Raw genomic sequence first — 21420 nt, 5'->3', positions numbered from 1 at the left:
CTGTAGCGGGGCGGCCATGTCCAGATTGCTGACCCGGCTGGTCGATACCCACGACCCCGAACTGTTGCGCCGATCGCTGGCCTGGCTGTTCGGCTTCGTCAGGCCGCACCGGCGTGCCATCGCGGCCTTGCTCGGGCTGTCGCTGTGCGCCTCGCTGCTGGTGCTGGCGCAGCCGTGGCTGACCAAGAGCCTGATCGACGACGGCTTGCTGGCCAGGGATTTCCCGCGCCTGCTGCAGGTGGCGCTGGCCATGGTAGCGGTCGGCATCCTCGGTACCCTGTTGTCCGGTATCAATCGTTACCTGCATACAGGTTTGTCCGGGCGCATCCTGTTCGCTCTGCGCGATGACCTGTATCGCCACCTGCAGCAGCTGTCGCCGGCCTTCTACGGGCGCAAGCGGCTGGGCGACATCCTTTCGCGGCTCGATGGCGACGTGGCGGAAATCCAGCGTTTTGCCGTGGACTCGCTGTTCTCCGCCGTCTCCAGCGTCATCGGCCTGCTCGGCGCGGTGGCGTTGATGCTGGTCCTGTCCTGGCAGCTGTCGTTGCTGCTGGCGCTGCTGATCCCCCTCGAGGTTCTCTGGTTGCGCTGGATGCGGCGCAAGGTCGAGCGCGAGGTGCGCAGCCTGCGCGAGCGCTCGGCGGATGTCTCGTCGTTCCTGGTCGAGACCCTGCCGGCGATGAAGTTCATCCAGGCCAGCGCTGCCCAGCAGCGTGAGTCCGCGCGCCTGGAGGGGCTGGGCCAGGGCTACATGCGCCAGTTGCTCAAGGTGCAGGTGACGGAGTTCTTCACCCACGCGTTGCCCGGCACCCTGACCTCGTTGTCACGCGCCTGCGCCTTTCTGATCGGTGGCTACTGGGTCATCCAGGGCACCTGGCAGGTGGGCGCGCTGATTGCGTTCTCCACCTACCTGGGGATGGCCGTCGGGCCGGTGCAGAGCCTGCTGGGCCTGTATGTGGCCTTGCAGCGCATGACCGTCAGCCTCGGCCGGGTCATGGAACTGCAGCAGGAGCCGGTCAGCGTGCGCCAGCCCGCTGCGCCGTCACCCCTTGCCGAGGGGGGCGGGGAACTGCGCCTGGAGGACGTGCACTTCAGCCATGAGCAGCGCAGCGGTGCAGTGTTGAGGGGCGTCGACCTGGTGATCCCGGCGGGGCTCAAGGTGGCGATCAGCGGCGCGTCCGGGGTGGGCAAGTCGACCCTGATCGATCTGCTGCAGCGTTTCTATGATCCTGACCAGGGCCGGGTGCTGCTCGATGGTATCGACCTGCGCGAGTTGGACCTGTTCGCCCTGCGCCGCAGTATCGCGGTGGTCAGCCAGGATATCGTGCTGTTTCGCGGCACCCTGGCAGAAAACCTTTCCTACAGCGCACCGAGCGCCAGCCGCGAAGCGCTGCAACGGGTCGCCCGGCTGGCGCGCCTGGACGAGCTGATCGCCAGCCTGCCACAGGGCCTGGACAGTCCGCTGGGCGAGCGTGGCCAGCAGCTCTCCGGCGGCCAGCGGCAGCGCATCGCCATTGCCCGTGCGCTGCTGCAGGAGCCGCGCATCCTGGTGCTCGACGAGGCCACCTCGGCGGTGGACGAGGCCACCGAGCGCGAGGTGATCGCCGCCATCGATCAGCTCTTCGCCGGGCGCACGCGCATCCTGATCAGCCACCGGCCATCGACGCTGCGCGAGGCCGACCTCAGCCTGTGTCTGCAGCAGGGCCGGTTGCAGCGCCTGGAACCGGCATGAGCATGGACAGCACGCTGCGCATCGGCTTCGTCGACAGTGGATTCGCCCCGCACCAGGCCACCCGCGTCAGCCATGCCCGGCGCTTCTGGCTGCAGCACGAGGTGCTGGAGCAGGGCGAGCCCCTGCCCGATGCCCTGGGGCATGGCACTGCGGTGCTCGATGCGCTGTCCTCACCGGCAGAGCGGGCTTGCATCTATAGCGCTCAGGTGTTCGCCGGGCATTGGCAGACCAGTCCGCTGCAGATCGCGGCGGCCCTGTACTGGCTGCTGGAGCAGGACGTGCGCCTGATCAACCTGAGCCTGGGTCTGCGCAGTGACCGCCCGGTGCTGCGCGAGACCTGTGCCGAACTGCAGGCCGCCGGCGTGATCCTCTGCGCCGCCAGCCCGGCGCAGGGCAAGCCGGTCTACCCGGCCAGCTATCCCGGGGTCATCCGTATCAGTGGCGACGCCCGTTGTCAGGCCGGACAGTGGTCCTGGCTGAACAGCGCCCAGGCCGATTTCGGCGCCCAGGTCCGCGGTCCTTCGGGACTGGCCGGTGCCAGCCTGGCCTGCGCGGCGCTCAGCGGGCAGATCGCCGGCTACCTGGCGCAGCATCGCCGCGCCGATCGGCAGGCGGTGTACGACTGGCTGCGCCATGAGGCGGCGCATGTCGGCCCGGAGCGGCGCCGGTGAACGCGCCACGGATCGCGGTGCTCGGCGCAGGGCCCGCCGGCTGCGCGGTGGCGCTGGGCTTGCAGCGCCTGGGCTACCGGGTCTGGGTGATCAGCGAGTGGCGTCGTTTCGCTGCGGTGGAAGGGGTGTCCGCACGGGTACTGGAGGGGTTGCGTCAGGTCGGCCTGCACCAGGCGCTGGCCAGTGCGGCGCCGCCGACGCCGCGTCGGGTAAGCTGGAGCGGTGTGGACCAGCTGCTCAACGACGAGCGCCTGCTGGATCGCCGGCTGTTCGACGCGGCCCTGCGCCGCGACCTGGCGGACGCCGGTGTCGAGCTGCTGCAGGGGCGGATACGCCAGCTCGGGCAACAGGGCGAGCAGCAACGGATCGTGCTGGAGGATGGCCGGTCGCTGCTGGCGGACTTCCTGGTGGAAGCCCGGGGACGTCAGGCACCGCTGGGCGAAGGGCGCCTGCGTGGGCCGGAGACCCTCAGTCTGCTCAGCAGCTGGCAGGCTGAGCCGGGCCGTGCAGGCTCGGCCGTCGAGAGCCTGGCAGATGGCTGGTCCTGGATGGCGGCGCTGGCCGATGGCCGTTGCTACTGGCAGATCACCCTGGACGCCGCTGCCGCCGAACTGCCCCCGCGCGACGAACTGCCAGCCTATTGTGCGGCGCGGCGCCAGGCATCGGCGCTGGTCCAGGCCTTGTTCGGCGATTCGGCCAACGCCGCTGCGCCGGTGCATGCGCGCAGCAGCACGGCGATTCTGCCCCGGCAGGTGGTGGGACCGGGCTGGATTCGCGTTGGCGATGCGGCGATGGCGGTCGATCCGTTATCGGGCAACGGCGTGTTCCAGTCGCTGTCCTCGGCGTTGCAGGCCCCGGCGGTGATCAACACCCTGCTGCAGCACCCCGAACGCACGCAACTGGCCTGCCGCTTTCACCAGCAGCGCATCGAGCATCTGTTCATGCGTTTCGCCCGGACCGGGCGTGACTTCTATACGGCGGAGCCGCGCTGGGCCGATGCTGCGTTCTGGCGCGCGCGGCGTGGCTGGCCGGACGCACAGCCACTGCATGTCGACGCCGATATCGCCCGGCTGCAGGTGGCGAGCATGCCGGTGCTCAACGATGGCCTGATCGATGAGGCCGAGGTGGTGCTGACGGCCGATCAGCCGCTGGGGATCTGGCACATCGACGGCGTGGCACTGGCGCCCATCGTGCGCAGCCTGCAGGAGGGGCGCCTGGAGGCTGCGCTGGCCGCTCTGGCACCCGCATCGCGGCGGGCTGTCCAGGGCTGGCTGCTGCAGCAGGGCTACCGGCCCTGATCGGGCCGGACCATGTCACAGCTTGATCAGCACCGACTTCAGCTCGGTGTAGTGGTCGATGGCGGCTGCGCCCATTTCCCGGCCAACGCCGGAGAGCTTGTAGCCGCCGAACGGAAGGGCCGGATCGAGCGCGCTGTGGCAGTTGACCCAGACCGAGCCGGACTGGATGCGCGGAATCATCCGGTGCACCGAGGCCAGGTCGTTGGACCAGATGCTGGCGCCGAGGCCGTAGGGGTTGTCGTTGGCCAGGCGCACGACCTCGTCGATGTCCTCGAACGGCATGGCGACCAGCACCGGGCCGAAGATCTCCTCCTGCACCAGGCGATGCTGCTGGTCGACGTCGACGATCACCGTCGGCTTGACGAAGTAGCCTGGGCCGAAGCCCTCGCCACCACAGGCGATGGTGGCACCCAGTTCGCGGCCGAGGTCGATGTAGCCGGTGACGCGCTCCTGCTGCCTGGCGGAGATAAGCGGGCCCATCTGCACGCTGGGGTCGAGGCCGTTGCCCAGTTTCATGCCGTTGGCGATGCCGGCGATGTCGGCAACCACATTGTCGAAGTGCTTGCGGTGCACGTACAGGCGCGAGCCGGCGCAGCACACCTGGCCCTGGTTGAAGAAGATCGCGCTGGCAGCGCCGGCCGCGGCCTCGGCGAGGTTGGCGTCGGGCATGACGATGGTCGGTGACTTGCCGCCCAGTTCCAGGGTCACGCGGGTCATGTTGTCCATGGCGGCCTTGCCGATCTGCTTGCCCACTTCGGTCGAACCGGTGAAGGTCAGCTTGTCCACACCCGGATGGCGGGTGAGGGCGACGCCGGCATTGAGGCCGGTGCCGGTGACCACGTTGAACACCCCGGCCGGGTAGCCGGCCTCCAGCACCAGCTCGGCCAGCTTGAGAGCGGTCAGCGGCGTTTCATCGGCAGGCTTGAGCACCAGGGTGCAGCCGGTGGCCAGTGCCGGGCCGAGCTTCCAGCAGGCCAGCAGCAAGGGGAAGTTCCAGGCGACGATGGCGCCCACCACGCCGACGGCTTCGCGGCGGATGAAACCATGGAAGTCCTCGCCCGGCATCAGCGGCAGCGAGGGCTCGACCGTGCTGCCTTCGATCTTGGTGGCCCAGCCGGCCATGTAGCGGAGGAAGTCGATGGCCAGTTGCACGTCCATGACCTGAGCCACGGCGGCGCTCTTGCCGTTATTCAGGCACTCCAGCTCGGCCAGCTGCTGCGCATCGCGCTCCATCAGCTCGGCCAGGCGCCACAGCAGGTTCTGGCGGTCGCGCGGGCGCATGCGGCTCCAGGCCGAGTCATCGAAAGCCTGGCGGGCGGCGCGGACGGCGCGGTCGACGTCGTCGGCACTGGCCGAGGGCACCTGACCGATGACCTCGCCGCTGGCCGGGTTGCGAAAGTCCAGGGTGGCCCCGCTGATGGCGTCGCACCATTCGGCGCCGATCAGCATCTGCAGCTTGCGGTTGAGGAAGGCGTGGGTCTGGGGCAGGACGGGCAGGTCGGCAAACATTGGGGGTACCTCTGCTTATTGGAGTCGCGATGACCTTTCGCAACCCTCGTGCCAATGCTCGATCTGCGAGGTAAGAGATTGATATGGACAGAAAAGATTCGGAGATTCGTGCTCTGTCGCAGCAGCCCGCTGTTGCAGATTGAGACGGCCTGAGACGGGCCTGGGACGGCCTCGGCGTCCCGCATCGGAGAAGCCTGGGTGCGTTCGTCTCAAGCTGGAACAGCCTGTCGCGAATTTAGACGCCGCAGGCTCGATCCCGTCGGCCAGAAAACCCTCGTTTTACCGCTAAGTCCTTGCTGCGAATGCATTTGTCCCTGTGTGGCACGCAATGTGTATTTGCTCTGGCCAGGCGCACCTGCTCGGGGTGCGGATCATAAGAACAACACCGTGGAGGTCTGACCTTGAAGACGACTCGACTCCGGCAGCATGCGGGCATCCTGGCTCTGGCCATGACCTCGCTGATGCTCGCCCAGGCCCAGGCAGCGCAGGAGGGGCAAGCCCTCCTCGAGTCCAAATGCGTGGGCTGCCATATTCCCGAAGGCGGCGACGCCATCAGTCGTATCAGTCACCAGCGCAAGACCCCCGAGGGCTGGCTGATGAGCATCGCGCGCATGCAGCTGATGCATGGCCTGAACATCGCCGATGACGAGCGCCGCACCCTGGTCAAGTACCTGGCCGACAAGCAGGGCCTGGCCCCGGATGAAACCGAGGGGGTGCGCTACGCCATGGAGCGTCGCCTGAACACGGTCGAGACGTTCGACGAGCAGTTGAGCCAGACCTGTGGCCGTTGCCACTCCGGGGCCCGCGTCGCCCTGCAGCGCCGGCCGGCCAAGGAGTGGGAGCATCTCGTCCACTTCCATCTGGGGCAGTGGCCGTCTCTCGAGTACCAGGCACAGGCCCGTGACCGCGACTGGCTCGATCTCGCCCTCGCGGAGATGGTGCCGGAGCTGGCCAAGCGCTACCCGCTGGATAGCCAGGCCTGGTCCGAATGGCAGAAGGCCAGACCCGAGGCCAAGGTGTTGCTGGGCCAATGGGCGTTCAGTGGGCACATGCTGGCCAAGGGTGATGTGCGGGGCGTAATGACGGTGAGCGCCGACACGGGTGACACCTTCAAGGTCGAGGTCAACGGCCAGTACGCCGATGGCACGCCCTTCGTCGGTGGCGGTTCGGCCATTCTCTACAACGGCTACGAATGGCGCGGCAACGTGAAGATCGGTGACACCCGCATGCGCCAGGTCTTCGCGGCCCTGAATGGCGAAATGAAAGGGCGCATGTTCGATGCCGAGCATGACGAGCGTGGTCTGGACTTCAGTGCCGCCCAGCAAGGCCAGGCCAGGTTGCTGGCCGTGCAGCCGGCGTATGTCAGGGCCGGTAGCGAAGTCGAGCTGACCCTGGTGGGCAGCGGCTTGCAGGGCCGCGCGCAGCTCGGTGCGGGCCTCGAGGTGGTGAAGGTGCTCGAGGCTACCCCGACGCAGGTGCGGTTGCGGGTCAAGGCCGCAGCCACGGCTGCGCCGGGCCGTCGCAGCGTCGTGCTGGGCGATCTCGGGGGCGTCGACCTGGCGGTGTACAAGGACATCGCCGAAGTGAAAGTGGTACCCGCGTTCTCCATCGCCCGTGTGGGCGAGAACGGTGGTTCGACGCCCAAGGTGCAGGGCCGCTTCGAGGCCGAGGCCTGGGGCAGGGATGACGAAGGTCAGCCCTACCGGATCGGCTACCTGCCGGCCAAGTGGTCGGTACAGCCCTTCGATGAGCGCGCCAGGGAAGACGAGGACGTGAAGTTCGCCGGGCAGATGCAGAAGGACGGCGTGTTCGTCCCTGGCGCTGCTGGTCCCAACCCGCAGCGCAAGATGATGACCAACAACGCCGGCAACCTGAAGGTGATCGCCGAGCTGGAGGAGGGTGGCCAGAAGGGTGAAGGCCAGCTGATCGTTACCGTACAGCGTTGGAACAACCCGCCGCTGCCCTGAGGGGCAACGGCCCGGGCGGGGTCACGCCCTGCCCGGATTCGCAACGACGATTGGGAAAACTTCCGGGAGGTCGCCATGGGCGCAATCTTGAATCTGGTCGAGCGCAACCTGCACGAAGTGCGAGTGGATGCCGACCGCATGCTGTTCCACATTCCGAGCAGTTCGCTGTTCGCCGCCGATGACGTGACGGGCGGCATCATCGACGCGCTGCGTCAGCAGAGCTGCTCGTCCGAAGACCTGGTGCGGCGTCTGGCCGACCGTTTCGCCGGGCAGGCCATCGATGAAACGCTGCGCGAGCTGATCGCGCTGGAAGTGGTCAGCGACGGCTCGCCACTGACGCCGGAAATCGGCATCGCCAGGGTCGAACGCACGGCGCTGAACACGGTGGTGCTGAACGTCAACACCGGCTGCAACCTGAGCTGCACCTATTGCTACAAGGAAGACCTGGACAAACCCTCGGCCGGCAAGAAGATGCAGGCGCAGACCGCCGAGGCCTCGGTGGAGATGCTGCTCAAGGAGTCGCCGGACGAGCAGCGCTACAGTGTGGTGTTCTTCGGCGGCGAGCCGCTCTCCAACCGGGCACTGATCGAGCACATGGTGGACTACTGCGAGCGGCGCTTCGCCGAAGCGGGCAAGCAGGTGGAGTTCATCATGACCACCAATGCCACGTTGCTCACCGAAGAGATCATCGACTACCTCAATGCCCACCGCTTCGGGTTGTCGATCAGCATCGACGGGCCGAAGACGGTGCACGATCGCAACCGCATCACCGTGGGCGGGCAGGGCACCTACGATGTGGTGCGGCGCAAGGTCGACCTGCTGCTGTCGCGCTATCGCAGCCGTCCGGTTGGGGCGCGGGTGACCCTGACGCGCGGCATTACCGATGTCGAGACCATCTGGAATCACCTGTTCAACGAACTGGGTTTCGCCGAAGTCGGCTTCGCGCCGGTCACCTCGGGAGACATGGCCGACTACAACCTGACCGCTGAGGAACTGGTCGAGGTCTTCGCCAACATGAAGGCCCTCGGCCGGCGCTACCTGGACGCGGCGCTGGAACACCGCAACATCGGCTTCTCCAACCTGCACCAGCTGATCACCGACATCCATGAAGGGCACAAGAAGGCGCTGCCCTGCGGCGCCGGCCTGAAGATGCTGGCGGTGGACCACAAGGGCGAGCTGAACCTCTGCCACCGTTTCACCGGTTCGAGCATGCCGACCTTCGGCAATGTGCACAGCGGCGTGAAGCAGGTCGAGCTAAACGACTTCCTGTCCCAGCGCCTGGATCGCTCGGGCACCGGCTGCGACAGCTGCCGCATTCGCAACCTGTGCTCCGGGGGCTGTTATCACGAGAGCTACGCCCGCTACGGCGACCCGACTCACCCGACCTATCACTACTGCGAGCTGATGCGCGACTGGGTGGACTTCGGCATCGAGGTCTACAGCCGCATCATGGCCGTCAACCCGGCCTTCATCAGCAGCTACATCTCTCCGCGGAAGGCGCACTGACATGAAACATCTGAAGCCGCTCAACAACAAAGCACAACTGCTCGAACAAGCTGCAGCCGAAGATCGTATCGAAGAGGTCGTGGCCATGAGCGCCGTCGCCGGCTGCACCGCCACCACCGATCCGGGCTGGGAGGTGGACGCCTTCGGCGGTGTGAGCTCCCTCTGTCAGCCGATGGAGGCCGACCTCTACGGATGCTCCGACCCTTGCTGGTGGCCGGCCCAGGTGCCCGACATGATGAGCACCTATCAGGACTGGAACGCCACTGCCCAGGATTCGTCGCAGGACTGGCGCAACCTCAACACCGTATTCCCGAAAGACAAATGACCGGCGCGCAGAACAAGAGGGGACAGCGTATGAAACTCCAAACCATCGCCAGCCTGGCGACCGTCGTCGCCGGGCTCGCCCTGGGCAGTCATGCCAATGCTGCGGCGCAGGCCGGCCCGGCGCTGAAGGTCGGTCAGGAATACCTGATCGCCACCAACTATCCGAACAACCTGCATGTGGTCGATCTGGCCAGCGACAGCCTGTACAAGACCTGCCAGCTACCCGATGCGTTCGGCCCCGGTACCGCGATGATGGCGCCGGACAACAGGACGGCGTACTTGCTCAACAACCACTACGGTGACCTCTACGGCATCGATCTGGACGATTGTCGCACGGTGTTCCACGCCCGGCTGTCGCGCAGTCCGGGGGAAAAGGTGCGCTCGATGTTCTCCTTCGCCCTCAGCCCGGATGGCAAGGAGCTGTACACCACGGTCAACCCGACGCAGATGATGAGCGATCACTATGTGGTCAAGCCGCCGCGTCTGGAGGTGTTCGATACCGCCGCCGGGCTCGATGCCCAGCCGCTGCGCAGCTTCCCGATGCCGCGCCAGGTGTACCTGATGCGCGCCGCCGATGACGGTTCGCTGTTCGTCGCCGGGCCGGACATCTACAAGATGGACGTGCACACCGGCCAGTACGAGGTGGCGGTGCCCCTGCGCAACTGGCAGCGGCCGCTCTACAGTGCACCGGACGTGCTGTACTTCTGGCCGCACCAGACCGCGATGCACGATTTCTCGATGCTCTACACGGCAGCCCGCTTCCAGGATGACACGCAGGACCTGGCGAGCGCCGACTACCGCTACGGCTATCTGAGCATCGACCTGAAGACCGGCAAGGCGGTCGTGGAGGATTTCGCCTCGTTGACCGAGCTGTACTTCACCGGCCTGCGCTCGCCCAAGGATGCCAACCAGATGTTCGGCGTACTCAACCGCCTGGCCAAGTACGACATCAAGGAACAGAAGCTGATCAAGGCTGCCAACCTGGAGCACACCTACTACTGCATCGCCTTCAACACCGAGGGTAGCAAGCTGTACCTGGCCGGCACCTTCAACGACATCGCGGTGTTCGACCCGGATACGCTGGAGAAGATCAAGAACATCAAGCTGCCAGGTGGCGATATGGCGATCACCACCACTCAGGTATTTACTCGATAAGGTTGCTCGCAGTGGCGAAGGTCGCATACCCATGCGACCTTCCGCTGTGATAATCGACAGGTTCCGCGGCCCGTGCCCCAATGGCTGGCCGCCTGTTCAGCGACGATCCCATTACAAAGACAAGAAGGGAAAGCCATGAATCACCCGAGTTACACCCGCGGGCGGCAGGACAAGGACTTGCTCGCCATGACCATCGGCGCGGCGTTCGACGCCACGGTCGCCCGGTTCCCCGAGCGTGAGGCGCTGGTCGTGCGCCATCAGGGCCTGCGTTACAGCTGGCGAGAGCTGGCCGAGGTGGTCGAACGCCATGCCCGCGCCTTGCTCGCCCTCGGCATCGAGAGCGGCGACCGCCTGGGAATCTGGGCACCGAACTGCGCCGAGTGGTGCATCACCCAGTTCGCCAGCGCCAAGATCGGCGCCATCCTGGTCAACATCAATCCCGCCTATCGCAGCAGCGAGCTGGAGTACGCGCTGAAGCAGTCCGGCTGCCGCTGGGTGATCTGCGCCGATGCCTTCAAGACCTCCGACTACCATGCGATGTTGCTCGGCCTGGTGCCGGAGCTGGCGGACGCCGAGCCGGGCCGGCTGCAGTGCGAGCGCCTGCCGGAACTGCGTGGCGTGGTCAGCCTGGCGGCCAATCCGCCGGCTGCGTTCCTGTCCTGGGTCAGCCTGCAGGCAAGCGCTGCTTCGGTCCCTGTCGAGGCGCTGGCCGAGCGCCAGGCCAGCCTGCAGTTCGATGACCCGATCAACATCCAGTACACCTCCGGCACCACCGGCTTCCCCAAGGGGGCCACGCTGAGTCACTACAACATCCTCAACAACGGCTACATGGTGGGCGAGAGCCTCGGCCTCACCGAGCACGACCGCCTGGTGATCCCGGTGCCGCTGTACCACTGCTTCGGCATGGTGATGGGCAACCTGGGCTGCGTGACCCATGGCTCGACCATGATCTACCCGAGCGATGCCTTCGATCCGCTGACCACCCTGCAGACCGTGGCCGAGGAAAAGGCCACTGCCCTGTATGGCGTGCCGACCATGTTCATCGCCGAACTGGACCATCCGCGACGCGGCGAATTCGACCTGTCCAGCCTGCGCACCGGCATCATGGCCGGCGCGACCTGTCCGATCGAGGTGATGCGCCGGGTCATCAGGGAAATGCACATGAGCGAGGTGCAGATCGCCTACGGCATGACCGAGACCAGCCCGGTATCGCTGCAGACGGGCCCCGAGGACGAGCTGGAGCTGCGCGTGACCACCGTCGGCCGCACCCAGCCCTTGCTGGAGAGCAAGATCGTCGACAGCGACGGCAGGATAGTGCCGCGCGGCACCATCGGCGAGCTGTGCACGCGTGGCTACAGCGTGATGCTCGGTTACTGGAGCAACCCGCAGGCCACGGCCGATGCCATCGACCCCGGGCGCTGGATGCACACCGGTGACCTGGCGTCGATGGACGACAATGGCTACGTCTGCATCGTCGGGCGCAGCAAGGACATGATCATCCGTGGTGGCGAGAACATCTATCCGCGTGAGCTCGAGGAGTTCTTCTTCACCCACCCGGCGGTGGCCGACGTGCAGGTGATCGGCATTCCCTGCGAGCGCTACGGCGAGGAGATCGTCGCCTGGGTCATGCTGCACCCCGGCCATGAACTCGGCGAAGAACAGCTGCGTGCCTGGGCCCGGGAGCGCATCGCGCACTTCAAGGTCCCGCGTCACTTCCACTTCGTGGACGGCTTCCCGATGACGGTCACCGGCAAGATCCAGAAATTCCGCATGCGCGAGATCAGCATCGAGCGCCTGGCCCAGGTACAGAGCGGCTGAGTGACGGTGGCGATTGCCAGCGTGGTGTTGCCCTGCGACAGTGGCGGCTCGTCAGGCGTTGCAGGGAAAGACATGACGGCCATCGTCGCCGAGAAAGGCACCATCTCCGTCCAACTGGTGGCCGAGGCACTGCTCGAGTGGCGCCGCCGCGGCCTGCCGGAGGCGCCGTTGCTGGCGCAAGCCGGCATCACACCGGGGCAGCTGCTGCGACCCTATGCGCGGGTCTCGGCATCGGCCTATGCCCAGCTGTGGCGGGCCATCGCCCTGGCCATGGACGACGAGTTCTTCGGCATGAATGCACGGCGCATGAAGTCTGGCAGCTTTGCCTTCATGGCCCGCACGGCGCTGCGCGAGGCCGACCTGGGCAGCGCGCTGGAGAGCATGCTGGGCTTTCTCGGCCTGATCTTCGATGGCCTGCGGCCGCGCCTGGAGCGTCAGGGCAGCCTGGCGCAGATCGTCCTCGACGACTCTGGCGGAGTGCCGGGGCGGGCATTCTCCAGCTTCACCCTGTGGCTGATGCTGCACGGCCTGGCCTGCTGGCTGGTGGGGCGGCGCATCGCCATTCTCAGCGTCGAGCTGCGCTGCGCCATGCCGGATTACTGCGGCGATTACCGAGTGATGTTCAGCGACAACCTGCGCTTCGGGCGCGCCAGCAATCGCCTGCTGTTCAACGCCGACTGCCTGGACTTGCCGCTGCGTCGCAGCGAGCGCGAGCTGCGCCGCTTTCTCGCCGGTGCACCGGGCAACATCCTGGTGCGCTATCGCGACCCGCAGAGCCTCGGCGCGCGCATCAAGGCCTACCTGCGCAGCCTCAACGCCGGGCGCTGGCCCGATCTCGACGCCCTGTCCGGGCACTTCTACATGGCGCCTTCGACCCTGCGCCGCAAGCTGGCCCAGGAAGGCCAGTCCTACCAGGGGCTCAAGGACCAGGTGCGTCGCGACCTGGCCATCGCGCGCCTGGACGAGGGCGCCAGCCACTTCGCCGAGCTGGCCTACGAGCTGGGGTTCGCCGACACCAGCGCCTTCTACAAGGCCTTCAAGAAGTGGACCGGCACCACTCCGGGACAGTACCGCGCCCTGGAGGGCGTGGACTGAGCGGCGCTGTCAAAAACGCTCGCTTCGATCGACCTGTTTCGACATTGCCGCCTCGCGGCCCCTGGCGCGACCATCGTGGCACTCCAACAACAAGAACACCGGAGGCTACCCGATGCGCGACTACTTCACCGCTGCCCGCGAGTTCGATTACGCCAGTGCCGCTTCCAGCACCCTGGCCGGCGACCTCGACGCCCTGAATGCCTGTGTCGAATGCTGCGACCGCCATGCCCAGCCAGGGCGCGTCGCGCTGCTCTGGGAGGGGCGCAACGGCGAGCGTGCCGAGTGGACCTTCGCCGCCCTCAAGGACGCCGCATCGCGTTTTGCCAACCTGCTCCAGGCCCGTGGCGTGGGCCCCGGCGATTGCGTTTCGGGCATGCTGCCGCGCACGCCGGAACTGCTGATCACCATCCTCGGGACCTGGCGCGCGGGCGCGGTGTACCAGCCGCTGTTCACCGCCTTCGGGCCCAAGGCTATCGAACACCGCGTGCGCAGCGCCGGCAGCAAGCTGGTCGTCACCGACCTGGCCAATCGCGCCAAGTTCGACGAGGTGCCGGACGCGCCGCCGGTGCTGACGGTGGGTGACGATTTCCAGGCCGAGCTGGAGCGCCAGCCGGAACACTTCGAAGCGGTCATGCGCAAGGCGTCCGATCCCTTCCTGCTGATGTTCACCTCCGGCACCACCGGCCTGGCGAAACCGCTGGCGGTGCCGCTGAAGGCCATCGTCGCCTTCGTCAGTTACATGCGCGAGGCGGTCGACCTGCGCGCCGAGGACCGCTTCTGGAACCTGGCCGACCCAGGCTGGGCCTACGGCCTTTACTACGCGGTGACCGGACCGTTGGCGATGGGCCATGCCACGCTCTTCTACGAAGGCGGTTTCAGCGTCGAAAGCACCTGCCGGATCATCCGCGACTACGGCATCAGCAACCTGGCCGGCTCGCCCACCGCCTACCGCCTGCTGCTGGCGGGCAAGGGTGAGGTGGAAGCTGCGATCAAGGGGCAGCTACGCGCCGTCAGCAGCGCTGGCGAGCCGCTGACCCCGGAGGTGATCCGCTGGTTCGCCGAGGGGCTCGGCTGCGTCATCCACGACCACTACGGGCAGACCGAGCTGGGCATGGTGCTGTGCAACCACCACGCGCTGCAGCACCCGGTGCGCCTGGGCGCCGCCGGGTTCGCCATGCCCGGCCACCGTGTCGTGGTGCTGGACGAGCAGCAGCGCGAACTGGCGGTCGGCCAGCCCGGCATCCTCGCCCTGGATATGCCGCGTTCGCCGCTGTTCTGGTTCCCCGGTTATCAGGGCCTGGAAACCCGCGCCTTCGTCGGCGACTACTATCTGAGTGGTGACACCGTCGAGCTCAATGCGGATGGCAGCATCAGTTTCGTCGGCCGCGCCGATGACGTGATCACCACCTCCGGTTACCGCGTCGGCCCCTTCGATGTGGAGAGCGCGCTGATCGAACACCCGGCGGTGATAGAGGCCGCCGTGGTCGGCAAGCCCGACCCGGAACGCACCGAGCTGGTCAAGGCCTTCGTCGTGCTGCATGCCGGCCATGCCGCCGACGCCGCGCTGGCCGAGGGGTTGCAGCAGTACGTGCGCCAGCGCCTGTCCGCCCATGCCTATCCGCGCGAGATCGAGTTCGTCGCGGAGCTACCCAAGACCCCGAGCGGCAAGATCCAGCGCTTCCTGTTGCGCAACCAGGAGATCGCCAAGGCCCAGGAGGCCGCCGCTCATTGATTCGAAGGAGTAAAGAACGTGCGTATCGAGAATTCCGTTTTCCTGGTGACCGGCGGCAGCTCCGGTCTGGGCCTGGCCACCGCCCGCGAACTGCTGGAGCAGGGCGGCAAGGTGGTGCTGGTGGACATCAACGCCGAGGCCGGCGCCGCGCGTGCCGAGGAACTGGGCAGCAACGCCCGCTTCGTGAAAGCGGACATCACCCGCGAGGAGGATGCCCGCGCTGCGGTGAATGCCGCTGCGGAAGCCTTCGGTGGCCTGCAGGGCCTGGTCAACTGCGCCGGGGTCGCGCCGGCGGAGAAGGTCATCGGCCGCAATGGCGTGCATGGTCTGGAGAGCTTCGCCCGCACGGTCAACGTCAACCTGGTCGGCAGCTTCAACATGCTGCGCCTGGCCGCCGAGTGCATGGCCCAGGGCCAGGCCAATGCCGATGGTGAGCGTGGCGTGATCATCAACACGGCCTCGGTCGCAGCGTTCGATGGGCAGATCGGCCAGGCTGCGTATGCGGCCTCGAAGGGCGGCGTGGTCGGCATGACCCTGCCGATTGCCCGCGAACTGGCTCGCCACGGCATCCGCGTGATGTGCATCGCGCCCGGCATCTTCGAGACCCCGATGATGGCCGGCATGCCCCAGGAGGTCCGTGATGCCCTCGGCGCCGCCGTGCCGTTCCCGCCGCGCCTTGGCCGGCCGGCAGAGTACGCGGCACTGGTGCGCCATATCGTCGAGAACGCCATGCTCAACGGCGAGGTGATTCGCCTCGACGGCGCCATACGCATGGCCGCGAAGTGAGGAGACCGTCATGAACAAGGATTCCATCGTCATCGTCAGTGCCGCCCGTACCGCCATGGGTGGCTTCCTGGGGGACTTCAGGGAGATGAGCGCGGCCCAGCTCGGCGCCGCTGCCAACCTCGCGGCTCTGGAGCGGGCCGGTATCGCCGGCGACACCGTCGACGAGGTGATCATGGGCTGCGTGCTGCAGGCCGGCCAGGGCCAGGCGCCGGCGCGTCAGGCCGCACTGGGGGCCGGGCTGCCACAGTCGGTGGTCTGCTCGACGGTGAACAAGATGTGCGGCTCGGGGATGAAGGCCGTGATGCTGGGCCACGACCTGCTGCGGGCTGGCAGCGCCGACGTGGTACTGGCCGGTGGCATGGAGAGCATGTCCAACGCGCCCTACCTGTTGGAGCGCGCGCGTGGCGGCTATCGCATGGGGCACGGCAAGGTGCTCGACCACATGTTCCTCGATGGCCTGGAGGATGCCTACGACAAGGGGCGTCTGATGGGCACCTTCGCCGAAGACTGCGCCCAGGCCTATGGCTTCACCCGTGAGCAGCAGGATGCCTTCGCCATCGCCTCGCTGACCCGTGCGCAGAAGGCCATGCGCGAGGGCTGCTTCGCCGCCGAGATCGTCCCGGTACAGGCCCGCTGCGGTCGCGAGTGGATGAGCGTCAGCGAGGACGAGCAGCCGCCCAAGGCGCGCATGGACAAGATTCCCGGCCTCAAGCCGGCGTTCCGCGAGGGCGGCACGGTGACGGCGGCCAACGCCAGCTCCATCTCCGATGGCGCCGCGGCGCTGCTGCTGATGCGCCTGGAAGAGGCGGAGAAGCGTGGCCTGCAACCGCTGGCGCGGATCGCCGGGCATGCGTCCTTCGCCCATGCGCCGAACCTGTTCACCACCGCGCCCGTCGGCTCGATCCAGCGCCTGCTGGCGCGCACGGGCTGGAACCTGGGTGAGGTGGACCTGTTCGAGGTCAACGAAGCCTTCGCCGTGGTGCCCATGGTGGCGATGCGCGACCTCGACATCCCCCACGACAAACTCAACGTCCACGGTGGCGCCTGCGCCCTGGGTCACCCCATCGGCGCTTCCGGTGCGCGCGTGCTGGTGACGTTACTCAATGCGCTGGGGCAATACGACCTCAAGCGCGGTGTGGCTTCCCTGTGCATCGGCGGCGGCGAGGCCACGGCGGTGGCGGTCGAGCGCCTGTAAGGAGAACGAGATGATTCCGAACGAAGATGAAATCCTCATCCGCGACATGGCCCGCCAGTTCTCCCAGGAGCGCCTGAAGCCCTTTGCCGCCGACTGGGACCGCGAGCATCGCTTCCCCGCGGAGGCCATCGCCGAGATGGGGCAGCTCGGCTTCATGGGCATGCTGGTGCCGCAGCAGTGGGGTGGCGCCGAGACCGGCCACCTGGCCTACGCCATGGCGCTGGAGGAAGTTGCCGCCGGTGACGGCGCCTGCTCGACCATCATGAGCGTGCACAACTCGGTGGGCTGCATGCCGATTCTCAAGTACGGCAGCGAGGAGCAGAAGCAGCGCTTTCTCCGTCCACTGGCCGAAGGCAGCATGCTCGGCGCCTTCGCCCTGACCGAGCCTCAGGCCGGGTCCGATGCCAGCGACCTGCGCACCCGCGCGCGGCGCGACGGCGATCATTACCTGCTCAGCGGCGCCAAGCAGTTCATCACCTCCGGCAACCAGGCCGGCATGGTCATCGTCTTCGCCGTCACCGATGCCCAGGCCGGCAAGCGGGGCATCAGCGCCTTCATCGTGCCGACCGACACCCCGGGGTTCTCGGTGGTGCGGGTGGAGGACAAGCTTGGCCAGCATGCCTCCGACACTTGCCAGATCCAGCTCGACGAAGTGCGCATTCCAGCGAGCCTGCGCCTGGGCGAGGAGGGCGAGGGCTACCGTATCGCCCTGGCCAATCTGGAAGGCGGGCGCATCGGTATCGCCGCGCAGTCGGTGGGCATGGCCCGTGCCGCATTCGAGGCGGCGCGGGACTACGCTCACGAGCGGGTGACCTTCGGCAAGCCGATCATCGAGCACCAGGCGGTGGCCTTCCGCCTCGCCGACATGGCCACGCAGATCGCCGTGGCGCGGCAGATGGTGCATCACGCCGCCAGCCTGCGCGAGGCGGGTCAGCCATGCCTGACCGAGGCGTCGATGGCCAAGCTGTTCGCCTCGGAAATGGCCGAGAAGGTCTGCTCGGCGGCGATCCAGACGCTGGGCGGCTATGGCTACCTGAAGGACTTCCCGGTCGAGCGCATCTACCGCGACGTGCGCGTCTGCCAGATCTACGAAGGCACCAGCGACGTGCAGCGAATGGTCATCGCGCGCAGCCTCTGACTGATGGTTTGTTCATTGTAGGAGCCGGCTTGCCGGCGATCATTACTTAAAAAGCATCGCCGGCAAGCCGGCTCCTACGAAGGCAGCGTTCAATCGAGCTGGTACTGCACCCCCGCGCCGACGTACCAGGCGCGCTCCGGGCCGGGCTCGTAGTAGCGACCGTTGCCGTCACCGACGATCACCGAGCCGATGTAGTCGCGGTCCAGCAGGTTGTCGATGCGCAGGACCTGGTTGAAGGTCAGTGCGCCGACCCTCTGCTCGAAGCGCGCCTGCCAGTTGAGCAGCGCGTAGCTCGGCGCGCTCCTGTCGCTGTTGCTGTCTTCGACGTACCGCTCGCTGCGGTACATCGCCTCGATGGCCGTGCTGACGCCTGACGCCGGTTGCCAGTTCAGCTCGCCATACAGGCTGTGCGCGGGAATGCCCGGCAGGTGGTTGCCCGCCTCGATCATCCGGCCGTTGCTGCTGAACGCCTGGCTGTAGGTGGCGTCGATCCGGGTATAGGCGAGGTGAGCGCGCAGGGCCTCGCTCAGACGGCTCTCCAGCGCCAGCTCGATGCCGCGCCGGCGGGTCTGCGCCGCGTTCTGGAAGCGCGAGCGACCACCGCTGGCCGACGCCACCAGTTCGTCGTCGGTATCGATCTGGAACAGCGCCAGTTGCAGGCGGGTGCCGGCGGCCAGGCGCGCCTTCAGGCCGACTTCGATCTGCTCGCTGGTGGCCGGTTTCAGGTCGAAGCCGAAACCGCCGTTGGCGCCGGAATAGGACAGCTCGTTGAGCGTCGGTGTCTCCAGTCCCTGGCCCCAGCTGGCATAGACACTCAGTGCCGGCAGCAGGGCGTAGCTGGCGCCCAGGCTCGGCGTCAGCTCGCGGTAGGTGACCGAGCCGCTGTCGTCGCCGTTGCCGAGGAAGCGGTCTTCCACCTCGAACTCGACCTGGTTGTGGCGCAGGCCCGCCTGCAGATCCAGCTTGCCCAGCTGCCAGGCGGCCTGGACGTAGGGCGACAGACTGGTCACCCGGTTGCGCTCGTCGCGGCGCAAGGCGCCTTTGACGCCGAGCGTGCTGCCGCTGAAGTTCTCGTAGCCCTGGCGCTCGTCGCGGGATTGGTCGTAGTCCAACCCGGCGGTGAGGGTGAGCAGACTGCCGCCCAGGTCGAAGGGCTGAATCCAGCGGTTGCCGATGCCGTGAAAGCGCCGCTCGAAGTCGATCACGCCGCCGGAGTGGGTGGGGTTGCCCTGTACCGCAGGCGGAATCGACTGGTACTGAATCACCCGGCGCGTACCGCTGTACAGCGTGCTCTGCCAGGTACCGGCGGCGAAGCCGCGCTCATAGTTGAGGGCCAGCTGGCGGTGGTCGACGCTCTTGCGCGTATCGAACAGCAGGGCACTGGGCGCTGCCGCGCGGCGGTCGCTCTGCACCTGCGCCCAGGTCAGGCCTTGCGGGTCCTGGGTGTCGTTCTGGTCCAGCTCGCTGACACTCAGGCTGAGCGTGCTGAGGTCGTCGGGGTGGAGGGTCAGTTTGGCGAAGGTCTTGTCGAGGATGGCGCCGCTGTGGTCGCGGTAGCCGTCGGTCTCGAAGTGCGAGCGGTTGATGATGAAACCGGCCTGTGCGTTGCCGCCTTCGGCACTCAGGCGCGTGCGGCGGGTGCCGTAGGCGGCCTGGGAGGTGTCGGCGGAGACCCTGGGCGCACCCTGGCCGTCACGCGAGAACAGCTGGATCACCCCGCCGGAGTTGCTGCCGTAGACACTGGCGAAGGGCCCGCGCAGGACCTCGATGCGCTCCAGGGTGTCGAGGTCGAAGGTGGCCGCCTGGCCCTGGCCATCGGGGTTGGACAGCGGCACGCCGTCGGCCAGCAGCTTGATGCCACGGATGCCGAACGCGGCGCGGGCGCCGAAGCCGCGCGAGGAAATCTGCAGGTCCTGCGCATGGTTCTGGCGGTTCTGCACCACCAGGCCGGGCACGCTGCCCAGTGCCTCCGAGAGATTGACGCCGGGCTTGCCCAGCGTGGCCTGCTCGGCGTCGATGCGGTTGACGGAGAAGGGCAGCCGCCAGCCGCTGGCCTGGTAGCGGCTACCGGTGACGACCAGGGGCTCGGCCTGGTAGCGGGTGTCTTCGGCCTGCGCGGCCAGTGGCAGGAACAGCGTGGGCAGCCACAGGCGAGGGCTTGGCCGGTGCATGAGCGAAAGGTCTCCCAGGAAGCAGGTGGATGATCTTGGCTTGGTCGATCAGTGGCGACCAGTGACAAGCCGCAGGCGGCGGCAGAAATGCTCTACGAAATGTTGCCGGGGAGGGTTGTCGGATGTTTTGGATAGCGCTAACATCCGGCGCAAACAATGAGCGGCCCACATCGATGGTGCCCTGGAGTTTCCATGCAACAGCAGCCTTCCGTACGGCCTGCCCACACCGCCCTGGTGGTCATGGGCGTCAGTGGCTCCGGCAAGAGCGATATCAGCCAGGCGGTCGCTACCGCGCTGGGCTGGCGCCATATCGAGGCCGATCATTTCCATCCTGCCGAGAACGTCGCGCGCATGCGCGCCGGTATCCCGCTGAGCGATGCTGACCGCCGCCAGTGGCTGGATGCCCTGTGCGAGCAGATGCAGGCGGCGCAGGCCGCAGGCGAGGGCTTCGTGCTGGCCTGCTCGGCGCTCAAGGGCGCCTATCGCGAGCGTCTGCGCGGCGCGGTGGCGGGTTTGCAGTTCGCGCACCTGCATATCGATCACGCCACCGCCTTGCAGCGCGTGGGCGCACGGCCCGGGCATTTCATGCCGACATCGCTGGTCGACAGCCAGTTCGCCACCCTCGAATCGCCCGCTGACGAGCCGCTGGTGCGGGTGCTGGATGCCCGGCAGTCGCGGCAGGCGCTGGTCGAACAGATCGCCGCCTGGGTGCGGAACGACCTGCCGGAGGCTGACGCAGGTGACGCCGCCGGCATTCTCGAGGCTGAGATTGATAGCGCTAACCAAGAGGCGCAGCTGGGCGCCGAACCCATCTATGAAGGACATGTGGCACGCCTCTTCGATCGTCTGACCGACGGCCTGATGGCCGCACTGATGGCGTTCATGGTGGTGGCGGTGTTCGCCAACGTGGTGTTGCGCTACGTGTTCGGCACCGGTTGGCCGGGTGCGGAAGAACTGTCGCGTCTGGCGTTCGTCTGGCTGGTTTTCGTCGGCGTGGCCTCGAGCATGCGCCGCGGCGAGCTGATGACCTTCCGCATGATTCGCGACCGCTTCCCCGTACTGGCGCAGCGCCTGCTGGACTCGCTCAGCTGGATCCTGGTGGCCGGCGCCAGCCTGCTCTCGGCCTGGGGCGCCTGGAACCAGGTGCAGTTCGGCTGGGGCAACGTCAGTACGGTGGTCGGCTATCCGGTGGTGCTGGCCATGTTCCCGGTGCTGGCGAGCATGCTGGTGCTGGCAATCCTGGCGTTCGTGCAGCTGATCAACCTCTGGCGCCGCATCCCCGAGCGCTCGCTGAACCGGGCGCTGGCCGAATGATGCCGGGCC

The 21420-nt window shown here is 67.1% G+C and carries 16 protein-coding genes; 14 read left to right on the top strand and 2 right to left on the bottom strand.

From position 1 onward, the window contains the following. The first annotated feature begins 16 nt into the window (after positions 1 to 16). The 3 genes from EWH21_RS13665 to EWH21_RS13655 are packed head-to-tail and all read left to right on the top strand — an operon-like array spanning position 17 to position 3701. On the top strand, positions 17 to 1732 hold the full coding sequence (locus EWH21_RS13665; RefSeq protein WP_277698569.1) for an ABC transporter ATP-binding protein: 1716 nt from the start codon (positions 17 to 19) through the stop codon (positions 1730 to 1732). 2 nt (positions 1733 to 1734) lie between these two features. Further along, positions 1735 to 2403 (top strand): S8 family serine peptidase, encoded by a 669-nt coding sequence (locus EWH21_RS13660; protein WP_277700617.1) that lies wholly within the window; start codon positions 1735 to 1737, stop codon positions 2401 to 2403. Further along, positions 2400 to 3701 (top strand): lycopene cyclase family protein, encoded by a 1302-nt coding sequence (locus EWH21_RS13655; protein ID WP_277698568.1) that lies wholly within the window; start codon positions 2400 to 2402, stop codon positions 3699 to 3701. Before EWH21_RS13660 ends, EWH21_RS13655 begins: the two co-directional genes overlap by 4 nt. Before the next feature lie 15 nt (positions 3702 to 3716). On the opposite strand, the gene EWH21_RS13650 is transcribed toward EWH21_RS13655, so the two are convergent. Further along, positions 3717 to 5210 carry an aldehyde dehydrogenase family protein gene (locus EWH21_RS13650; protein ID WP_277698567.1) on the bottom strand — a complete coding sequence of 498 codons (1494 nt, stop codon included), beginning with the start codon at positions 5208 to 5210 and terminating at the stop codon, positions 3717 to 3719. A 401-nt stretch (positions 5211 to 5611) separates the two neighbouring features. Here EWH21_RS13650 and peaA point away from each other — a divergent pair, with 401 nt between their 5' ends. The 10 genes from peaA to EWH21_RS13600 all read left to right on the top strand — a co-directional run bounded on the left by peaA (position 5612) and on the right by EWH21_RS13600 (position 17926). Further along, positions 5612 to 7177: a quinohemoprotein amine dehydrogenase subunit alpha gene (gene peaA, locus EWH21_RS13645; protein ID WP_152488819.1), complete on the top strand. Its 1566-nt coding sequence runs from the start codon at positions 5612 to 5614 to the stop codon at positions 7175 to 7177. Positions 7178 to 7252: 75 nt separating this feature from the next. Then, positions 7253 to 8683, top strand: coding sequence for a quinohemoprotein amine dehydrogenase maturation protein (gene peaB / locus EWH21_RS13640; RefSeq protein ID WP_047590837.1), 1431 nt, complete (start codon positions 7253 to 7255; stop codon positions 8681 to 8683). A gap of 1 nt (position 8684) precedes the next feature. Next, on the top strand, positions 8685 to 9008 hold the full coding sequence (qhpC, locus tag EWH21_RS13635; RefSeq protein ID WP_037047810.1) for a quinohemoprotein amine dehydrogenase subunit gamma: 324 nt from the start codon (positions 8685 to 8687) through the stop codon (positions 9006 to 9008). 29 nt (positions 9009 to 9037) lie between these two features. Then, positions 9038 to 10162, top strand: a complete 1125-nt coding sequence (gene peaD / locus EWH21_RS13630; RefSeq protein WP_175253984.1) for a quinohemoprotein amine dehydrogenase subunit beta — start codon at positions 9038 to 9040, stop codon at positions 10160 to 10162. 135 nt (positions 10163 to 10297) lie between these two features. Beyond that, positions 10298 to 11980 carry an AMP-binding protein gene (locus EWH21_RS13625; RefSeq protein WP_277698566.1) on the top strand — a complete coding sequence of 561 codons (1683 nt, stop codon included), beginning with the start codon at positions 10298 to 10300 and terminating at the stop codon, positions 11978 to 11980. Between the two features lie 72 nt (positions 11981 to 12052). After that, positions 12053 to 13075, top strand: a complete 1023-nt coding sequence (locus EWH21_RS13620; protein ID WP_277700616.1) for an AraC family transcriptional regulator — start codon at positions 12053 to 12055, stop codon at positions 13073 to 13075. A 112-nt stretch (positions 13076 to 13187) separates the two neighbouring features. Next, positions 13188 to 14807, top strand: a complete 1620-nt coding sequence (locus EWH21_RS13615; protein ID WP_179554250.1) for an AMP-binding protein — start codon at positions 13188 to 13190, stop codon at positions 14805 to 14807. An 18-nt stretch (positions 14808 to 14825) separates the two neighbouring features. Then, positions 14826 to 15593, top strand: coding sequence for a 3-hydroxyacyl-CoA dehydrogenase (locus EWH21_RS13610; protein ID WP_277698565.1), 768 nt, complete (start codon positions 14826 to 14828; stop codon positions 15591 to 15593). Between the two features lie 10 nt (positions 15594 to 15603). Then, the gene (locus EWH21_RS13605) at positions 15604 to 16788 is read left to right on the top strand and encodes an acetyl-CoA C-acyltransferase (RefSeq protein ID WP_277698564.1); all 1185 of its coding nucleotides are present in this window, start codon (positions 15604 to 15606) and stop codon (positions 16786 to 16788) included. 10 nt (positions 16789 to 16798) lie between these two features. Next, the gene (locus EWH21_RS13600) at positions 16799 to 17926 is read left to right on the top strand and encodes an acyl-CoA dehydrogenase family protein (protein ID WP_037047784.1); all 1128 of its coding nucleotides are present in this window, start codon (positions 16799 to 16801) and stop codon (positions 17924 to 17926) included. Positions 17927 to 18015: 89 nt separating this feature from the next. Here EWH21_RS13600 and EWH21_RS13595 read toward each other — a convergent pair whose 3' ends face one another. Beyond that, complete coding sequence (locus EWH21_RS13595; RefSeq protein ID WP_277698563.1) at positions 18016 to 20097, bottom strand: TonB-dependent receptor; 2082 nt, start codon at positions 20095 to 20097, stop codon at positions 18016 to 18018. Between the two features lie 192 nt (positions 20098 to 20289). On the opposite strand from EWH21_RS13595, the gene EWH21_RS13590 reads away from it, so the two are divergent. Next, a complete protein-coding gene (locus EWH21_RS13590; RefSeq protein WP_277698562.1) occupies positions 20290 to 21411 on the top strand; it encodes a gluconokinase, GntK/IdnK-type in 1122 nt (373 codons plus the stop codon). The last annotated feature ends 9 nt before the right edge of the window (positions 21412 to 21420 follow it).

Origin of the sequence: Pseudomonas sp. REST10, from assembly GCF_029542605.1 — a bacterium.
Taxonomy (GTDB): Bacteria; Pseudomonadota; Gammaproteobacteria; order Pseudomonadales; family Pseudomonadaceae; genus Aquipseudomonas; species Aquipseudomonas khazarica.
Note: the sequence above shows the minus strand (reverse complement) of the source record. Positions and strands in the feature narration are given on the sequence as shown.